This window comes from Pseudomonas sp. 3-2 (assembly GCF_019710535.1).
Lineage (GTDB): Bacteria > Pseudomonadota > Gammaproteobacteria > Pseudomonadales > Pseudomonadaceae > Aquipseudomonas > Aquipseudomonas pharyngis.
The window spans coordinates 4,976,918-4,995,778 of sequence record NZ_CP081200.1; the positions used below are offsets into that span (position 1 = coordinate 4,976,918).

Genomic DNA, 18,861 nt, shown 5'->3' on the forward strand with positions numbered 1-18,861 from the left:
GTGCGCAGGAACTCAATGACCATTGCCGGCAACCACATTGGCTGCCAGTTGGTAGCCGCTGCCGCGCACGGTGCGGATCAGGCGTGGCGGTTTTTCGGTGTCGCGCAGACGCTGGCGCAGGCGGCTGACGGCCATGTCGACGATGCGGTCGAGGGGCATCAGGTCGCGGCCACGGGTGGCGTTGCCGATGGTGTCGCGGTCGAGGATTTCCTGGGGATGATCGAGGAACAGTTTCAACAGGGCGAAGTCGGCGCCGGACAGAATCACTTCCTCGCCGTCGGCGTGAAACAGCCGATGGCTGACCATGTCCAGCCGCCATTCATCGAACGCCAGCACTTCACTGCCGCCACGTTCCTGGCCGAATTGGGCGCGGCGCAGCAGGGCCTTGATCCGGGCTTGCAGTTCGCGGGGGCTGAAAGGTTTGCCGAGGTAATCGTCGGCGCCGAGCTCCAGGCCGATGACCCGGTCGGCTTCGTCGGAACTGGCGGTGAGCATGATGATCGGCACCTGGGCCTGACGCGGATGCTGGCGCACCCAGCGGCACAGGCTGAAGCCGTCTTCATCGGGCAGCATCACATCGAGGATCACCAGATCGCTCGGCGCTTCATTGAGCGCCTGACGGAAACCGGCGCCATCCGCCGTGGCCCGTACCTGAAAACCCGCGCGGGTCAGGTAGGTTTCCAGCAACTCGCGTATCTCCTGGTCGTCATCGACCAACAAAATCGACTTGTTGACTGAGCTCACTTCGAAGGCATCCTTGTTGTTGGAATTGGGCGGATTATGCCTTAAGCATCGAACTTGCAAACACCACAGAACCACTGTGGGAGCGGGCTTGCTCGCGAAAGAGGTATATCAGAGACATCAAGGTGACTGACACACCGCTTTCGCGAGCAAGCCCGCTCCCACAGTTTTTACCGTATTTCAGGTCGGGATTGATTGATTCAGGGCCACGCCGGCGCCAACCAGGCCGGAATACGGCGCTGTCACCAACCACACCGGAATTCCCTTGAAGTAATCGCTCATGCAGCCCTTGTCGGCGAAGCTGCGGGCGAAACCGCTTTCGAGGAAGAAATCGGCAAAGCGCGGAATCACGCCGCCCACGATGTACACCCCGCCACGGCCGCCGGTGGTCAACACGTTGTTGCCGGCCACGCGACCGAGCCAGCAGCAGAACTGCTCCAGCACTTCCAGGGCAATCGGGTCGCCTGCAAGACCTGCCGCAGTGATGGCTTCCGGTGTGTCGAGTTTCGGTTCATGACCATCCACCGCGCAGATCGCCCGGTAGACCCGAGGCAAGCCGCCGCCGCTCAATGCGGTTTCCGCGCTGACGTGGCCGATCTCGTTGTGGATGTGCTGCCAGAGCTGGGTTTCACGCGGACTGCTCAGCGGCAGATCGACGTGACCGCCCTCTCCCGGCAACGCGGCAAACCGACCTTCCCCCAGATCGAGCAAGGTGCCGACGCCCAGGCCAGTGCCCGGGCCGATCACCACTGCCGGACGCAACGGCTCCGGCGTGCCTTCGCAGACCACGCGGAATTCGCCGGGCTGCAAACGGGTCATGCCCAGGGCCATGGCCGAGAAGTCATTGATCAGCAACAGCTGATCGACCTGCAAGGTCTGGCAGAACGCCTTGCGGCTCAGGCGCCAGTGGTTGTTGGTGAACTTGAATTCATCACCGCTCACCGGCCCCGCCACCGACAGGCACACCGAACCGATGGCGCCCGGCGCCAGACCGAGCCCGCTCAGGTAGAGGCCGATCGCCTCTTCCGGGCTGGCATGGTCGGCCGTGGCCAGCACCTGAACCGATTCGAGCTGCTGATCTTTCCACAACGCAAACCGCGCGTTGGTGCCTCCGATGTCACCGACCAAAGCCAGTTTCAATTAAGCGTCTCCAGGGCAGAAGTGAAGGCGCTGGCGCCCTGCTCCGCCGAGCTGAAGGCCAAACGCATGAAGCCAAACAGTTCGCGACCGCTGCCGATGTTGTTGCCCAACAGGCCTTTGGCAGGTTCGCGCGCTGCGAATTCGGCGGCGTCCACCTTGAGTTCCAAGGTGCCTTTGACGCCATCGACGCGGATGATATCGCCCTCTTGCACGCGCGCCAAAGCGCCGCCGACATAAGCTTCAGGGCTGACATGAATGGCCGCCGGGATTTTCCCCGACGCGCCGGACATGCGCCCGTCCGTCACCAGCGCCACCTTGAAGCCGCGATCCTGCAGCACGCCGAGGAACGGCGTCATCTTGTGCAGCTCAGGCATGCCGTTGGAACGCGGCCCCTGGAAGCGCATCACCGCGACAAAATCCTTCTCCAGCAGACCGGCCTTGAAAGCGTCGGCCAGATCCTGCTGATCCTGGAACACCATGGCCGGTGCTTCGACGATCTGGTTTTCCAGCGCCACGGCGGACACCTTCATCACGCCGCGACCGAGGTTGCCTTCCATCACCCGCAAGCCGCCCTCTGCCGAGAATGCACGGGCCACCGGACGCAGGATGTTTTCGTCGAGGCTGTCGGTCGGGCCTTCGCGCCACACCAGCTTGCCGTTATCGAGGAACGGCTCTTTGGTGTACTGGCTCAGGCCGTGGCCGAGCACGGTGTTGACGTCTTCGTGCAACAGGCCGGCTTCGAGCAGTTCGCGGATCAGGAACGACATGCCGCCCGCCGCCTGGAAGTGGTTGATGTCGGCCTTGCCGTTCGGATAGACGTGGCTCAGGGTCGGCACGACTTCGGAGAGGTCGGCCATGTCCTGCCAGGTCAGTTGAATGCCTGCCGCCATGGCGATGGCCGGCATGTGCAGGGTGTGGTTGGTCGAACCGCCGGTAGCGTGCAGCGCGACGATCGAGTTGACCAGCGCCTTCTCGTCGACGATTTCGCCGATCGGCAGGAAGTTGCCATTCTGTTTGGTCAGGCGCGTGACCTGATGCGCGGCTTCGCGAGTCAGGGCCTCACGCAGCGGCGTGTTCGGGTTGACGAACGATGCGCCCGGCAAGTGCAGGCCCATCACTTCCATCAGCAACTGGTTGGTGTTGGCAGTGCCGTAGAAGGTGCAGGTGCCCGGGCTGTGGTAGGACTTCATTTCCGATTCCAGCAGCTCTTCGCGGGTTGCCTTGCCTTCGGCGTACTTCTGCCGCACGTCGGCTTTTTCCTTGTTGGAAATCCCCGAGACCATCGGCCCGCCCGGGACGAAAATCGTCGGCAAGTGACCGAAACGCAGGGCGCCCATCATCAGGCCCGGCACGATCTTGTCGCAGATGCCGAGCATCAGCGCGCCGTCGAACATGTTGTGGGACAGCGCCACCGCCGTCGACATCGCGATCACTTCGCGGCTCGGCAGGCTCAGTTCCATGCCCGGCTCGCCCTGGGTCACGCCGTCGCACATGGCAGGCGTGCCGCCGGCGAACTGGCCGACCGAGCCGATTTCGCGCAGGGCGTTCTTGATCTGTTCCGGGAAGACTTCGTACGGCTGATGCGCCGAGAGCATGTCGTTATATGACGAAACAATTGCGATGTTCGCCGAGTTCATCATCCGCAGGCTGTGCTTGTCTTCGCTGCCACACCCGGCCACGCCGTGGGCGAAGTTGGCGCATTGCAGTTTGCCGCGCATCGGCCCGTCGGTGGCGGCGCCGCGAATCAGCGCAAGGTAAGCCTGACGCGTGGCGCGGCTGCGGGCGATAAGCCGTTCGGTGACCTCAAGAACGCGGGGATGCATGTGTAGAACTCCAGGCTAACGGATGTGGCGACCTGATTGTCTATGCTGATCAAAAGCCCGTTCGCGTGGGATGACGAACGGTTTTCTTGATCATTCGGACCAGTTGATTCAGGTCACTCGTTGTAGATAAAACAAAATATTGCCACTAAAAAGGCTTGTTTTCTATTTTTATGCGAATAATCTTGTAATTCCAACAACAAAACGACGGCGGCGCTGTTCAATGACTCTTCGAATCGCAATCAATGGTTTTGGCCGCATCGGCCGTAATGTCCTGCGCGCACTGTATACCCAAGGCTATCGTCAGGATTTGCAGATCGTCGCCATCAACGATCTGGGCGACAGCGCGATCAATGCGCATCTGCTCAAGTACGACACCGTTCATGGCACATTCGACGCCGAAGTGGCTCATGACAACGAGAGCCTGACCGTCAACGGCGACCGCATTTCGGTCAGCGCCATCCGCAACCCGGCCGACCTGCCTTGGGCCGCGGAAAAGATTGACGTGGTGTTCGAATGCACCGGTCTGTTCACCGACCGCGCCAAAGCCGCTGCGCATATTACCGCCGGCGCACGCAAAGTGATTATCTCGGCCCCGGCCAAGGGCGCCGATGCCACCGTCGTTTATGGTGTGAACCACGACATTCTGCGCCAGTCGCACCAGATCATTTCCAACGCCTCGTGCACCACCAACTGCCTGGCCCCGGTGGCTCAGGTGCTGCACCGCGAACTGGGCATCGAAAGCGGCCTGATGACCACGATTCACGCCTACACCAACGACCAGAACCTGACCGACGTTTACCACACCGACCCGTACCGCGCCCGCTCCGCCACCCAGAACATGATCCCGAGCAAGACCGGCGCTGCCGAAGCCGTGGGCCTGGTGCTGCCGGAACTGGCCGGCAAACTGACCGGCATGGCCGTGCGCGTGCCGGTGATCAATGTGTCGCTGGTTGACCTGACCGTGCAGTTGAAGCGCGAAGCCTCGGCCGATGAAGTCAATGCACTGATGAAAGCCGCGAGCCAGCATTCGAAGATCCTCGGGTACAACACCCTGCCGCTAGTATCGAGCGACTTCAACCACAACCCGCTGTCGTCGATCTTCGACGCCAACCACACCAAATCCACCGGCAAACTGCTGAAAGTGCTGGCCTGGTATGACAACGAGTGGGGCTTCTCCAACCGGATGCTCGATAACTGCCTGGCGCTGTGCAACGCGGAATAAAACGCCTAACCCCTGTGGGAGCGGGCTTGCTCGCGAATGCGGTGGGTCAGTCGACATATTTATTGCCTGACACGACGCTTTCGCGAGCAAGCCCGCTCCCACAGGGTTGATTTCAATCTGAAATCAACACTTGACCACTCGGGCGGATGATAAGCATTATCATTCGCTCGAAATGGATCAGGTCTTCCCGTGAGTCAATCACACTTCAATCACGTGTTCCTCGCCCAGCGCACATCGCTGCTGCGGACCCTGGAACGGATGGTCAACAACCACAGCACCGCCGAAGACCTGTTGCAGGAAACCTACCTGCGCGTCACCCGGGCGCTGAGCGAACGGGCCATCGATCACCTTGAACCCTTTGTCTTCCAGACCGCGCGCAATCTGGCGCTGGATCATCTGCGTGCGCGCAAGATTCATTCGCGCACGATGGTCGACGACGTGCCGCAAGACGTGGTGCACAGTGTCGCCGCTCCCGCCAGCAGCGCCGAAGACGCCGCCCACGCCGAACAATTGCTGGAGCGCCTGAACGTGAGCCTCGGTGAACTCAGCCCCCGCCAACAGCAAATCTTCATCCTCAGCCGCCTGCACGGGCACAGCTATCAGGAAATCGCCGAAGAACTGAGCGTCTCTCTCAGCACGGTGCAGAAAGAACTCAAACTGATCATGACCATCTGCATCGGTGTCGCCGAACGCTTGAACAACGACTGATGGCGTAGGGCTTTTCTGTAAACCTCAGGATCGACTGCACTGATCATCGGGCTTTGTTACCCTTGCCCGACTTTTACGCTTCACTAAAAAAACAGCCGTGCACAGACACTGCCGAGGAAACACCGTGACGGACACCCACCGCTCCCCTTCGCCTTCATCGGCGCAGGACGCCGCCAGCGCAATGGACCAGGCTCTGGACTGGCTCATCGTGCTCGGCAGTCCGGACGAGGAGCAGACCCGGCAATTCCATGCCTGGCTGGCGGCCGATCCGTTGAATGCCGAGGCGTTCGCCAAGGCCCAGGCAATCTGGGACGGCCCGCAGATCGCCCAGTGCGCACAGAACCTCGCGGCCAAACCGAAGAAAGTCACCGTCCTCACTCGTTTGCGCCCGCACTGGAAGCCGCTGGCCACCGCCGCCGCTCTGCTGCTCGGGCTGTTCAGTTTCAGCAACCTGCCGATGCGTCTGCAGGCCGATCACCTGACCGTGGTCGGCGAGCGTCAGCGCCTGCAGCTTGAGGACGGTTCGAAAGTCCTGCTCAACACCAATTCCGCGTTCTCCAGCACGATCAACGATCAGCAGCGAGTCGCGCGGCTGTATCAGGGCGAAGCGTTTTTCGAGATCCCGGCCAGCCGCAGCCAGCCGCTGGAAATCGATGCCGGCCCGGTGAAAGCCAGCGTGCGCGATACCGCATTTGCCGTGCGTTATCTGGACGGCGTGGCGCAGGTGCGGGTGCAGCGCGGCGATGTCGATTTGCGGGCGACCCGCGACGACGCACGGGTGCGGCTGACCGCCGGGGAAAGCATCCGCATCGGTCCCAACGGTTTCGACCGTCCGGCCAAGGTCGACGCCGCCACCGATCTGGCGTGGGTGCAGGGTCGGCTGATCTTCGAAAACTGCCCGCTGAATCAGGTGCTGGCCGAACTGCGCCGCTACTACCCGGGCTTCATCATCAACGCCAACGAACAGTTGGCCGACGTCGCCGTCACCGGCAATTACCGTCTCGACCAGCCGCTGGACGTGGTGCGTTCGCTTGCTCACATCACCTCGGCCAGGCTTCGGGAATTCCCGGCGCTGGTGATCTTGAACTAAATGAGAATTATTTTTACTCGATAGCCAAAGCTCGTTCGTCTCGTTATAGCCAATGCAATTGATTCGCATCTCGCGAGATCAATCAGCACCTATAAAGATTCGTGCGACACGGAGCGCTATCGATGTCCTCACGCCTTACCCGCCAGACTTCTTCCCCTTCCCGCGTGCTGTCGCTGCTGACCGCCGCCATCCTGATGGCCGGCACCGCGCCGCTGATGGCCGCCACCGAACAGCCGACGCGCAACATGGGCGACTACTCGTTCGCCATCGGCCAGCAGCCGCTGGTGTCGGCGCTCAATGCGTTCACCGCCGTCACGGGCTGGCAGGTCGGTTTGCCGGCGCAACTGGGTCAGGATGTGTCGTCGCCGGGTGTGCGCGGTTCGCTGCCACCGGAAAAAGCCCTGGAGCGCCTGTTGGTGGGGACCAACCTGAGCTTCCGCAAACTGAGCAACAACAACGTCGTGCTGGAAAAACGCGCCAGCGGCGGCGCACTCAATCTTGATCAGGTGACCATCAGCGCCACCCGTCAGGAACAGTCGGTGAGCAGCGTGCCGGCCACCGTCTCCGTGCAGACCCGTCAGGATCTGGACCGCAACAACGTCAACACCATCAAGGATCTGGTGCGCTACGAGCCGGGCGTCTCCGTCGGCGGCGCCGGCCAGCGTGGCGGGATCAGCGGCTACAACATTCGCGGCATCGACGGCGACCGGATTCTGACTCAGGTCGACGGCGTCGAAGTGCCGGACGGTTTCTTCAACGGCCCATACGCCAAGACCCAGCGCAATTACGTTGACCCGGAAATCGTCAAACGCGTCGAAATCCTCCGTGGCCCGGCCTCGGTGCTGTACGGCAGCAACGCCATCGGCGGCGCCGTGAGCTACTACACCCTCGACCCGGACGACATCATCAAGCCCGGCAAAGATGTCGGTGCCCGCCTGAAAACCGGCTACAGCTCCGCCGACGAGAGCTGGCTGAAATCCGCCACCGTCGCCGGCCGCGCCGACCAGTTCGACGGCTTGCTGCACTACAGCCAGCGCGACGGTCACGAAACCGATTCCTACGGCAGCAACAACGGCACGGGCCTGGAGCGCACCGCCGTCAACCCGGAAGACGTGAAAGCCAGCAACGTGCTGGCCAAGATCGGCTGGAACTACAACGAAGGTTCGCGCCTGGGCCTGACCTACGAAAAGTACAAGGATGATCGCGACACCGATCAGAAAAGTGCTTACGGCGGCCCGTACTTCAACGGTGCCCCGACAATCCCGGACAGCGTGCTGCCCGGCGGCATGTACCAGTGGCGCACCGGCAACGACACCATCACCCGCGAGCGTTTCGGCCTGGAGCACAGCTTCGAGCTCAACAGCCTGCTGGCGGACAACGTGAAGTGGAGCCTCAACCACCAGACCGCCAAGACCGATCAGAGCACCGACGAGTTCTACTACCCGATCACCCGCAAAGTGCTGCGTACCCGCGACACGATTTACGAAGAGAAACAGTGGGTCTTCGACGCGCAACTGGACAAGGCATTCGCCATCGGTGACACCGATCATGTGCTGACTTACGGCACCACCATCAAGCAGCAGAAAGTCACTGGCTCGCGCAGCGGCGACGGCAAGTGTCTGGCGGTCGGTCGCGGCTGCACCGCCATCGGCGCCACCAGCGCGGCTGACGTGCTGAAAAAATCCAGCGACTTCCCGGACCCGACCATCAACACCTACAGCCTGTTCGCACAGGATCAGATCAGCTGGAACAACTGGACCTTCCTGCCGGGCCTGCGCTACGACTACACCCAGCTCAAGCCGCACATCACCCAGGAATTCCTCAACACCGTGGCCGCCGACGGCCAGGGCACGGTCAGCGATTCGAACAAGACCTGGCACAAAGTCTCACCAAAATTCGGCCTGACCTACGCACTGACTGAAAACTACACCTGGTACGGTCAGTACGCCGAAGGCTTCCGCACCCCGACCGCGAAAGCGCTGTATGGCCGCTTCGAGAACAGCACCACCGGCTACAACGTGGCGCCGAACCCGGACCTGGAACCGGAAAAAAGCAAAAGCTATGAAACCGGCCTGCGCGGCAACTTCGAGCAAGGCTCGTTCGACGTGGCGGTGTTCTATAACAAGTACCGCGACTTCATCAACGAAGACGCTGTCACCCCTGGCTACGACGAGTTGACCTTCCAGTCGAGCAACATCAAGCACGCCACCATCAAGGGTGCCGAAGTCAAAGGTCGCCTGAATCTCGATTCCTTCGGCGCGCCGCAAGGCCTGTATACCCAGGGTTCGATCTCCTACGCCTACGGACGCAACAACGACAACGGCGAGCCGCTCAACAGCGTCAACCCGCTGACCGGCGTGTTCGGCCTCGGTTACGACCAGGACAACTACGGCGGCCTGCTGAGCTGGACCGTGGTCAAGAAGAAGGATCGCGTCGACGACAGCAACTTCAAGTCGCCGGACGGTGTGAGCAGTCAATTCAAGTCGCCGGGCTTCGGCATTCTCGATCTGGCCGGTTATTACAAGGTCACCGACGACGTCACCGTCAGCGGCGGCATCTACAACCTGACCGACAAGAAGTACTGGCTGTGGGATGACGTGCGCGGTTACGACAGCGTCGGCGAAGCTTCGGTGACACAACCGGCCAACCTTGATCGCCTGACCCAGCCGGGTCGCAACTTCGCGATCAACCTGGTCTGGGATATCTGATCCGGATGACCTAACGGCGCGTGTGCATGGCCGCGCCGTGAGGTTTTTTTACTGTCCGGCGCTTGCCCGTACGTCTCGTTATCAAGCGCCTCTTCTTTTCAAGGACATCTCATGAGCACCCCGGAAAAAGCCCTGCGTTCGCAACGCCTGAACCAGATCACCCACGAGCCGCACAGCAAGCTCGATGCGCTGGTCAAGGCGCACGCACCGTTCGAGGCCCGCGCCAATTTCGCCCGTTTCGTGGTCGCGCAGTACCTGTTCCAGTCGGAACTGGTGTCGCTGTACAACGATGCCGAACTGACCGCCATCGTCCCTGACCTGCCGGCCCGCTGCCGCGCCGAAGCTGCCAGGGCCGACCTCGCCGACCTCGACACCGAAGTGCCTGCGCCAGTCGCCGGCGCCGTGAAAAACCCGAGCAAGGCCCGCGCCCTGGGCTGGATCTTCGTCTCCGAGGGCTCCAAGCTCGGCGCCGCGTTCCTGATCAAACGCGCGGTTGCGCTGGAGCTGAGCGAAACTTTCGGCGCCCGTCACCTGGGCGAACCTGAAGGCGGTCGTGCAGAAGGCTGGAAGCGCTTTGTGCGCACCCTCGATTCGCTGCAATTCAGTGCTGAAGAAGAAGCGGAAGTGGAGCAAGGTGCGATTGATGCGTTCAACCGCTTCACCGTGCTGCTGGAACAGGCTTACGCCACAGAAGCCGAGCCGGCCTGAAGCCACACCGACTGCCCATTGTGGGAGCTAGCCTGCTAGCGATTGCGGCCTGACATTCAATTCAGATGTCGACTGATATACCGCCATCGCGAGCAGGCTCGCTCCCACATGGGAACCGAGCAAGTCTGTAGAATCCCCGTTTCGCCGCATACACATCGAGCCCATGCCCCAACCCGCCGCCTCCCGACTCGCCCGCCTGCTGTTCGGCCTGCTCGCCTATGTCAGCCTCGGCATCGGCCTGGTCGCCATCGTCGTGCCCGGCCTGCCGACCACCGAGTTCATCCTGCTCGCCGCCTGGGCCGCGACCCGCAGTTCGCCGCGCCTGAGTGCCTGGCTGGAAAACCATCGACTGTTCGGGCCGATCCTGAGCAACTGGCGCAACGGCAAGATCATCGCCCGCAAGGCCAAGGTCAGCGCCACGGTCAGCATGCTGCTGTGCGCCACGCTGATGCTGGTGATGCTCGATCACGGCTGGCCGATTTATCTGGCGATTGCCGGGATGACCCTGGGCAATCTGTGGATCTGGTCGCGACCGGAAGCGTTGCCGAAGATTTCCTGATTTTCCCCTTGCTTTCAGGGTATTTACCCGCGCAAACGTTTAGCCGTGACCGCTCGTCGGCTGGTAATTCATGCCTCTGCGCCTCGCGCCGATGAGCATTGAATGGCGCTGAATGGATTTGGCGAACCCGGCACCTTCCTGCCTCATAGCCAACAGCTCATCCATTCGCGAGAACGTCCCATGTTCGACTCTCTGTCCATCCGCCTGAAAATCGTCCTGCTCTCCGGCCTGTGCCTGCTCGGTGTGGTGGCGCTGATCGTTGGCATCAACATTTACCAGACCAACCAGAACGACGAACTGGTCAGTGCTTCCAGCAGCAAGATGCTCACTGCCAGCGTGCAGGACCTGCTGCAGGCCAAGGCCGCCGAGCAAGCGGTGCGGGTGCAGAAAACCTTCGGCGAGAGCCTGTTGGTGATCACCGCCCTGGCGGACCAGATCAAGGACATGCGAGTGATGGCCGCCAAGCGTTCGCTGGACGCCGGCGCCCTGCGTGAAGAGTTGAACCTGAGCCTGAAAACCGCCTTCGAGCGCAACAGCAAGGTGCTTGGCATCTGGCTGGCGTTCGAACCCAACGGACTGGACGGCAAGGACAGCGAATTCGCCAACGATGCCGCGCATCAGTCCAATGAAGCGGGACGTTTCGCCAGTTACTGGAGCCGTGCTGCGGGTCCGTCGTTGAACACGATCATGGTCGAAGACGACATGAACAAGACCACCCTCAGCGTCAGCGGCACGCCTTACAACAGCTGGTACACCTGCCCTCGCGACAACAAACGCACCTGCCTGCTCGACCCTTACGCCGACACCGTGGGCGGCAAGGAAATGCTCATGACCACCATTTCCGTGCCCCTGCTGGTGGACGGCAAGGCCATCGGCGTAGTCGGTGTCGACATCGCCCTCGATGCCCTGCAAGCGGCGGCCGTGGACTCTCAGCGTGACCTGTTCAACAGCGCCGGGCACATGCTGATCGTCTCCGGCAGCGGCGTGCTCGGTGCCTACAGCGCGGATGCCGGCAAGGTCGGCAAAAGCATCGGCGACACCCTCGGCGTCGAGGGCAAGGACGTGCTGCAACTGCTGAGTGCCGGCACACCGAAGATTCTCGAACGGGGCGACCTGATCCGCGCCGTGTATCCGGTCAACCCGATTGCCGACTCCAAGGCCTGGGGTGTGGTCATCGACCTGCCGAAACAAGTGCTGCTGGCCGACTCGGTCAAGCTCCAGGCAGTGCTCGACGACGCGCAGCAAACCGGCACCATTACCGCCCTCGCAGTTGCAGTGATCGCCGGCCTGATCGGTCTGCTGCTGATCTGGCTCACCGCCTCCGGCGTGACCCGTCCGATCAACAGCGTCGCCGAGATGCTGAAGAACATCGCCAGCGGCGAAGGCGACCTGACTCAGCGCCTGAACTACACCAAGCAGGATGAACTGGGCGAACTGGTGAACTGGTTCAACCGCTTCCTCGACAAGCTGCAACCGACCATCGCCCAGATCAAACAGAGCATCACCGAGGCTCGCGGCACCGCCGATCAATCGTCGGAAATCGCCCGCCAGACCAGTGAAGGCATGCAGGTGCAATTCCGCGAGATCGATCAGGTGGCCACCGCCTCCAACGAAATGAGCGCCACCGCCCACGACGTGGCCAACAGCGCCTCGAACGCTGCCAACGCCGCGAAAGGCGCCGACCAGTCGGCCAAGGACGGCATGTCGATCATCGAGCGCAGCACCCGTGACATCAATCAACTGGCCGATGAAGTCAGCAGAGCGGTGACCGAGGTCGAAGAGCTGGCGGTGAACAGCGAGCAGATCGGTTCGGTGCTGGAGGTGATCCGCAGCATTGCCGAGCAGACCAACCTGCTGGCGCTGAACGCCGCGATCGAAGCGGCCCGTGCCGGCGAAAGCGGTCGTGGTTTTGCCGTGGTGGCCGACGAAGTCCGTAACCTCGCCAAGCGCACCCAGGATTCGGTGGAAGAAATCCGCGTGGTGATCGAACGCATCCAGACCGGCACCCGTGGCGTGGTCGCGACCATGCATTCGAGCCAGACCCAGGCCCACAACAACGCCGGGCAGATCCGTCAGGCCGTGGATGCCCTCGGCAAGATCAGCGACGCGGTCACCGTGATCAGCGACATGAACCTGCAAATCGCCAGCGCCGCCGAACAGCAGAGCGCCGTGGCCGAAGAGGTCAACCGCAACGTCTCGGCGATCCGCACCGTCACCGAAACCCTGACCGAACAGGCCACCGAATCGGCGGCGATCAGCAGCCAGCTCAATGCATTGGCCAGCCAGCAGATGAAATTGATGGATCAGTTCCGCGTCTGAAAATCACCACTGCCCGCTCCCACAGGGGCCAGTGCTTGTACCAGAGCTTTCATCTGCCCAAACTTTGTTTTGCACTATCATCGCCCTCTCGTCCCGGAGGGCCTTCGATGACTGATCTGCTCACGTCCATTCAAGCCGCGCTCGGCTTGTCCCGCATGCCGATTCCGTTCACCGGCGAGGGCGCCCTGCCCTCGGCGTTTGCCGTCACCGACCTGGCCTGCGCAAGCATTGCTGCTGCCGGGCAAGCGGTCGCCGAACTCCTTCAGCAGCAAACCGGCCACTTGCCCGAAGTTGAAGTCGACCGCCGCCTCGCCTCTTTCTGGTTCGCCACCTCGCTGCGGCCGATCGGCTGGGAAGCGCCGCCGCTGTGGGATCCGGTCGCCGGCGACTACGCAACCCGAGACGGCTGGATCCGCCTGCACACCAACGCCCCGCATCACCGCACCGCCGCTGAAAGTGTACTCGGCACCTGTGTCGACCGCGCGGCCATGGCAGCAAAAGTCGCGCAATGGGCCAGTGCCGATCTGGAGCAAGCGGTGGTCGAGACCAAGGGCTGCGCCGCCGAAATGCGCAGTTGGGAACAGTGGCAGCAACATCCGCAAGGGTTGGCGGTGAACGCCGAACCCTTGGTGCATTTCAGTGATGGAGAAGAACAAGACAGTCAGCCATGGCAAGGCTCGGTGGCGCGGCCATTGGCGGGGCTCAAGGTGCTTGATCTGACCCGCGTACTGGCCGGCCCAACCGCCAGCCGCTTCCTCGCGGGGCTGGGCGCCATCGTGCTGCGCATCGATCCGCCGACCTGGAACGAACCCGGTGTGGTGCCGGAAGTGACCCTCGGCAAACGCTGTGCGCGGCTGGATCTGCATGAGCCGGCAGATCGCGCAGTGTTCGAAAGTCTGCTCAAGGATGCCGACATTCTGTTGCACGGCTATCGCGCCGACGCCCTTGAACATCTCGGCTTCGGCGTCGAACGCCGCCGACAACTGGCGCCGGGGCTGATTGATGTCTGCCTCAACGCCTACGGCTGGAGCGGCCCGTGGCAGAACCGGCGCGGCTTCGACAGTCTGGTGCAGATGAGCAGCGGGATTGCCGAGGCCGGGCAACGCTGGAAGCAGGCTGACAAACCGACGCCGTTGCCAGTGCAGGCGCTGGACCATGCGACGGGGTATCTGATGGCGGCGAGTGTGCTTCGGTTGCTGGCTGAACGGTTACGCAGTGGTCGAGGTGGATCGGCGCGGTTGTCGCTGGCGCGGACGGCGAAGTTGTTGGTTGAGCATGGGGCTGGGACGGACGAAGCGTTGCGTCCGGAGGAGGTAAAGGACCAGAGCTTGCAGATGGAACACACGCCATGGGGGCCGGCACGTCGGCTTCAAACGCCGCTGCGTATTGCTGGAGCGCCGTTGCAGTGGGCTTTGCCGGCGACTGAGTTGGGGTCGCATCGTCCGCAGTGGTTTTGAGATTTGTGCATGGTTTGAGATCGCTGCCCTCACCCCAGCCCTCTCCCGGGGGGAGAGGGAGCCGACCGAGTTTTCTGGCGCCATGCATCGACCTGAGAGATCGAGTCGATTTTGGATTCGATGCAGAACGTTCAAGTCGGTGTACTTCTCAAATATCCCCCAATCGGCTCCCTCTCCCTCCGGGAGAGGGCTGGGGTGAGGGCCGCGATCTCAAGCCGTACACCACAATCTCAATCGAATCGGCTCAAAGACGCCCACAACACCTGCGCCGCATACCCCCGAAACGGCCGCCACGCTTCAGCGCGGGCAGACAACTCCCGTGCCGTCATCCGCTCCCCTTCCAGCACCTCCAACGCCCGCAGCAACCCCACATCGCCAGTCGGAAACCCGTCCATGTCCCGCAACTGGCGCAAGGCAATGTACTGCGCCGTCCAGTCGCCAATCCCGTGCAGCGCCAGCAACCGCGCCGTCCCGGAGGCAAACAGCAGCGGATCCTCCATCGACGCCTGCGCCACCCCGGACAAGGTGCGCCCGCGACTTTTCGGCATGCCCAGCGCCGCCAGATCAGCGTTCGCCAAAACCTTTGCCTGAGGAAAGACGTGAGTCAGGCCCGGCACTGCAGAACGCAAAGGCTCGCCATACTGCGCCACCAGTTTTCCCGCCAGCCGAATCGCCGCGACCACGGTGATCTGTTGCCCCAGTACCGCCCGAAACGCCAGTTCCAGACCATCCCACGCCCCCGGCACCCGCAACCCCGGCCGCTCGGCGATCAGCCGCGCCAGCAGCGGATCTACCGCCAGATGCCGCTGCATCCTGGGTAGATCCGCATCCAGATCAAACATCCGTCGCAAGCGCACAACAATCTCGGGAACCGCCGACGGATCCGGGAAATCCAGCTCCACCTCCAGCGCATCAGCGTCACCGGGCCAGACCGAAACCGTGCCGTGAAACCCGTTCAACCCGATGCTGCGCGAATACACGCCATCGACCACCGTCTCCATCCCCGCCACCGCCCGCGCTGCCAAAAACCCGAGCATCGCCGGCCAGTCGCAAGATCCGTGATAGTCGAGCCGTAACCTCACAGAGACAACACGCCGCTGTACAACCCATACGCCGCAAGCCCGGCCCCGGCGATCACGCAGGTGAAAATCCCCTTCTCGAGCGTGGTGAACAACGGCTCGCCCTGCTCATGCTTGGCCTTGGCGAACAGGATCACCCCCGGCGCATATAGCAGCGCCGACAGCAGCAGGTACTTCACCCCGCCGGCATACAACAGCCACACCGCGTAACACAGCGCGATGCCGCCGATCAGCAGATCCTTGGTGCGTTCGGCAGAGGCATGTTCATAGGTTTCTCCCCGCCCGCTCAACAGCACCGCATAGGCTGCCGACCACAGGTACGGCACCAGAATCATCGACGAGGCGAGGTAAATCAGACTGGTATAGGTGCCGGCGGAAAACAGCGTGATCAGCAGGAAAATCTGGATCATCACGTTGGTCAGCCACAACGCGTTGACCGGCACATGGTTGGCGTTTTCCTTTTTCAGGAACGCCGGCATCGTATTGTCCTTGGCGGTGGCGAACAGGATCTCCGCGCACAACAGCGCCCACGACAGCAACGCACCGAGCAACGAAATGGCCAGGCCCACGCTGATCAGCAACGCGCCCCATGGCCCGACGATGTGTTCCAGCACCGCGGCCAGTGACGGGTTCTGCAAGGTCGCCAGTTCCGGCTGACTCATGATCCCCAGCGACAACACATTGACCAGCACCAGCAGCGCCAGCACACCGATGAAACCGATCACCGTGGCGCGGCCCACATCCGTGCGCTTCTCCGCCCGGGCCGAGTAAACGCTGGCGCCTTCGATACCAATGAACACGAACACGGTGACCAGCATCATGTTGCGCACCTGATCCATCACGCCGCCGAAATTCGGGTTGCTGCGGCCCCAGATGTCGCGGGTAAAAATCTCGGCCTTGAACGCCACGGCGGCAATGACCACGAACATGATCAACGGAATGATCTTGGCCACGGTGGTCAACTGATTGATCAGCGCCGCCTCCTTGATCCCGCGCATCACCAGAAAATGCACGGCCCACAGCAACACCGAGGCGCAACCGATGGCGATCGGCGTATTGCCTTGGCCGAACACCGGAAAGAAGTAACCGAGGGTGCTGAACAGCAACACGAAATACCCGACGTTGCCCAGCCAGGCACTGATCCAGTAACCCCACGCCGAAGAAAAGCCCATGTAGTCGCCGAACCCGGCCTTGGCGTAGGCATACACGCCGGAGTCCAGTTCCGGTTTGCGATTGGCCAGGGTCTGGAACACGAAAGCCAGGGTGAGCATGCCGATCGCCGTGATGCCCCAGCCGATCAGGATGGCGCCGGCATCGGCCCGGGCTGCCATGTTCTGCGGCAGGGAAAAAATCCCCCCGCCAATCATCGAACCCACCACCAGGGCGATCAGTGCGCCAAGGCGCAGCTTTTGCGTCGGTTGCGACATTCCAGCGTCTCCAGGTTCCCGAGGTCGGCATTGGCCGCCCATGGTGATGTAACCGGTATTAACCAAACGGTTAGAGCGTAAGTACGTTTATTGAATAACGCCAATCAGCGTCTTTTATATATAGCGGATGGCACTAATGCGTAGCACGGATAGGCAGTTTTGTGTGCGAATCCTGATAATTCGATTCTGTACTGAAAACAGAGGCGAAAAATTTGCCAAACCTTGAAAACGGACTAGCGTGATAACTCGAAAGTAATAGGAAAAGTTCCCAACTACATATGCCGAAAGCCTCTGGGACAGGCCTTACAGGCAGGAGCCTTATGCCATCAGACGTTTCATAAGTCATTCATTAACAATGGAATGTGACCATGCACTGATCTAAGTCAGCTGTTTGAATAGCCAACAGAACTACGCTGTGAACTCTTCTCTCCTGCAATGGAGTCATGCAATGTCTGAAGCTCCCGGAAAACTGCGACTAGGTGCACTGGTTGCATTGGTAGTCGGCTCAATGATCGGTGGCGGGATATTCTCTTTGCCACAAAACATGGCCGCCAGTGCCGACGTCGGCGCGGTTCTGATTGGCTGGGCCATCACCGCTGTCGGCATGCTCACCCTCGCTTTCGTCTTTCAAACCCTCGCCAATCGCAAGCCTGACCTGGACGGCGGTGTCTACGCCTACGCCAAGGCCGGTTTCGGCGATTACATGGGTTTCTCCTCGGCCTGGGGTTACTGGATCAGTGCCTGGCTGGGCAACGTCGGTTACTTCGTTCTGCTGTTCAGCACCCTCGGGTATTTCTTTCCGGTTTTTGGAGAAGGCAACACCGTTGCTGCTGTGATCGGCGCCTCTGTGCTGTTGTGGGGCGTGCACTTTCTGGTGCTGCGCGGAATCAAGGAGGCGGCGTTCATCAACCTGGTGACCACCGTCGCCAAGGTCGTGCCGCTGCTGCTGTTCGTGCTGATCGCGATCTTCGCCTTCAAACTGGACATCTTCACCGCTGACATCTGGGGCGTGAAAAACCCGGATCTGGGCAGCGTGATGAACCAGGTGCGCAACATGATGCTGGTCACCGTGTGGGTGTTCATCGGCATCGAAGGCGCGAGCATCTTCTCGGCCCGGGCGGAAAAACGTTCGGACGTCGGCAAGGCGACCGTGATCGGTTTCATCACCGTGCTGCTGTTCCTGGTGCTGGTGAACGTGTTGTCGCTGGGCATCATGACCCAGCCGGAACTGGCCAAGCTGCAGAACCCGTCGATGGCCGCGGTGCTGGAGCATGTGGTCGGTCACTGGGGCGCGGTGCTGATCAGCGTCGGTCTGATCATCTCGCTGCTGGGGGCGCTGCTGTCGTGGGTGCTGCTGTGTGCGGAGATCATGTTCGCCGCCGCCAAGGACCACACCATGCCGGAGTTCCTGCGCAAGGAGAACGCCAACCACGTGCCGGTCAACGCCCTGTGGCTGACCAACGCGATGGTGCAGCTGTTCCTGATCATCACTCTGTTTTCGGCCAGCACTTACCTGTCGCTGATCTACCTCGCCACTTCGATGATTCTGGTGCCGTACCTGTGGTCGGCGGCCTACGCCCTGCTGCTGGCGGTGCGCGGCGAAAGCTACGAAGGCTTCGCGGCCGAACGGCGCAAGGACCTGATCATCGGTGGCATAGCCCTGATCTATGCGGTGTGGCTGCTCTACGCCGGTGGCGTGAAGTACCTGCTGCTGTCGGCCCTGCTCTATGCCCCCGGCGCGATCCTGTTCGCCAAGGCCAAGCTCGAACTCAAACAACCGGTTTTCACCAACGTCGAGAAGCTGATTTTCGCCGCAGTGGTCGTGGGCGCCCTGGTGGCAGCCTACGGACTGTATGACGGCTTCCTGACTCTGTAATTGC

The 18,861-nt window shown here is 61.6% G+C and carries 13 protein-coding genes and 2 pseudogenes; 10 read left to right on the plus strand and 5 right to left on the minus strand.

Annotated elements, in window-relative coordinates:
- Window positions 1-12 precede the first annotated feature (12 nt).
- From K3819_RS22550 to edd, 3 genes are all read right to left on the minus strand, one after another.
- Window positions 13-744, minus strand: coding sequence for a response regulator (locus K3819_RS22550; RefSeq protein WP_011335612.1), 732 nt, complete (start codon window positions 742-744; stop codon window positions 13-15).
- A 177-nt stretch (window positions 745-921) separates the two neighbouring features.
- Complete coding sequence (locus K3819_RS22555) at window positions 922-1,881, minus strand: glucokinase (RefSeq protein WP_221397984.1); 960 nt, start codon at window positions 1,879-1,881, stop codon at window positions 922-924.
- A complete protein-coding gene (gene edd / locus K3819_RS22560) occupies window positions 1,878-3,704 on the minus strand; it encodes a phosphogluconate dehydratase (RefSeq protein ID WP_085610793.1) in 1,827 nt (608 codons plus the stop codon). Before edd ends, K3819_RS22555 begins: the two co-directional genes overlap by 4 nt.
- A 220-nt stretch (window positions 3,705-3,924) precedes the next feature.
- On the opposite strand from edd, the gene gap reads away from it, so the two are divergent.
- From gap to K3819_RS22600, 9 genes and pseudogenes are all read left to right on the plus strand, one after another.
- The gene (gap, locus tag K3819_RS22565; RefSeq protein WP_064598953.1) at window positions 3,925-4,926 is read left to right on the plus strand and encodes a type I glyceraldehyde-3-phosphate dehydrogenase; all 1,002 of its coding nucleotides are present in this window, start codon (window positions 3,925-3,927) and stop codon (window positions 4,924-4,926) included.
- A gap of 189 nt (window positions 4,927-5,115) precedes the next feature.
- Complete coding sequence (locus K3819_RS22570; protein WP_064598955.1) at window positions 5,116-5,634, plus strand: RNA polymerase sigma factor; 519 nt, start codon at window positions 5,116-5,118, stop codon at window positions 5,632-5,634.
- Between the two features lie 124 nt (window positions 5,635-5,758).
- Window positions 5,759-6,724, plus strand: coding sequence for a FecR domain-containing protein (locus K3819_RS22575; RefSeq protein WP_221397985.1), 966 nt, complete (start codon window positions 5,759-5,761; stop codon window positions 6,722-6,724).
- Window positions 6,725-6,846: 122 nt separating this feature from the next.
- Window positions 6,847-9,432: a TonB-dependent receptor gene (locus tag K3819_RS22580; protein ID WP_221397986.1), complete on the plus strand. Its 2,586-nt coding sequence runs from the start codon at window positions 6,847-6,849 to the stop codon at window positions 9,430-9,432.
- 111 nt (window positions 9,433-9,543) lie between these two features.
- Window positions 9,544-10,140, plus strand: a complete 597-nt coding sequence (locus tag K3819_RS22585) for a biliverdin-producing heme oxygenase (protein WP_221397987.1) — start codon at window positions 9,544-9,546, stop codon at window positions 10,138-10,140.
- A gap of 163 nt (window positions 10,141-10,303) precedes the next feature.
- Entirely contained in the window at window positions 10,304-10,699 is a 396-nt protein-coding gene (locus K3819_RS22590; protein ID WP_221397988.1) for a YbaN family protein, read from the plus strand.
- Window positions 10,700-11,152: 453 nt separating this feature from the next.
- Window positions 11,153-12,112: pseudogene (locus K3819_RS29780) on the plus strand (chemotaxis protein); the annotation flags it as partial.
- Between the two features lie 381 nt (window positions 12,113-12,493).
- Window positions 12,494-13,018, plus strand: a pseudogene (locus tag K3819_RS29785) (methyl-accepting chemotaxis protein); the annotation flags it as partial.
- 107 nt (window positions 13,019-13,125) lie between these two features.
- The gene (locus tag K3819_RS22600; RefSeq protein ID WP_221397990.1) at window positions 13,126-14,475 is read left to right on the plus strand and encodes a CoA transferase; all 1,350 of its coding nucleotides are present in this window, start codon (window positions 13,126-13,128) and stop codon (window positions 14,473-14,475) included.
- A gap of 230 nt (window positions 14,476-14,705) precedes the next feature.
- On the opposite strand, the gene K3819_RS22605 is transcribed toward K3819_RS22600, so the two are convergent.
- Together K3819_RS22605 and arcD (K3819_RS22610) are read right to left on the minus strand one after the other, a co-directional pair.
- A complete protein-coding gene (locus K3819_RS22605) occupies window positions 14,706-15,557 on the minus strand; it encodes a DNA-3-methyladenine glycosylase (protein WP_221397991.1) in 852 nt (283 codons plus the stop codon).
- A complete protein-coding gene (gene arcD, locus K3819_RS22610) occupies window positions 15,554-16,981 on the minus strand; it encodes an arginine-ornithine antiporter (RefSeq protein ID WP_064598968.1) in 1,428 nt (475 codons plus the stop codon). The genes K3819_RS22605 and arcD (K3819_RS22610) overlap by 4 nt, the downstream gene beginning before the upstream one ends.
- A 448-nt stretch (window positions 16,982-17,429) precedes the next feature.
- On the opposite strand from arcD (K3819_RS22610), the gene arcD (K3819_RS22615) reads away from it, so the two are divergent.
- Window positions 17,430-18,857, plus strand: coding sequence for an arginine-ornithine antiporter (gene arcD / locus K3819_RS22615; RefSeq protein WP_039766045.1), 1,428 nt, complete (start codon window positions 17,430-17,432; stop codon window positions 18,855-18,857).
- Window positions 18,858-18,861 lie beyond the last annotated feature (4 nt).

Bases quoted from the DNA above. Each gene is read 5' to 3' on its own strand.
- edd (WP_085610793.1), bottom strand. From the start codon at position 3,704: ATGCATCCCCGCGTTCTTGAGGTCACCGAACGGCTTATCGCCCGCAGC.
- gap (WP_064598953.1), top strand. From the start codon at position 3,925: ATGACTCTTCGAATCGCAATCAATGGTTTTGGCCGCATCGGCCGTAAT.
- K3819_RS22580 (WP_221397986.1), top strand. From the start codon at position 6,847: ATGTCCTCACGCCTTACCCGCCAGACTTCTTCCCCTTCCCGCGTGCTG.
- K3819_RS22585 (WP_221397987.1), top strand. From the start codon at position 9,544: ATGAGCACCCCGGAAAAAGCCCTGCGTTCGCAACGCCTGAACCAGATC.
- K3819_RS22590 (WP_221397988.1), top strand. From the start codon at position 10,304: ATGCCCCAACCCGCCGCCTCCCGACTCGCCCGCCTGCTGTTCGGCCTG.
- K3819_RS22600 (WP_221397990.1), top strand. From the start codon at position 13,126: ATGACTGATCTGCTCACGTCCATTCAAGCCGCGCTCGGCTTGTCCCGC.
- arcD (WP_064598968.1), bottom strand. From the start codon at position 16,981: ATGTCGCAACCGACGCAAAAGCTGCGCCTTGGCGCACTGATCGCCCTG.
- arcD (WP_039766045.1), top strand. From the start codon at position 17,430: ATGTCTGAAGCTCCCGGAAAACTGCGACTAGGTGCACTGGTTGCATTG.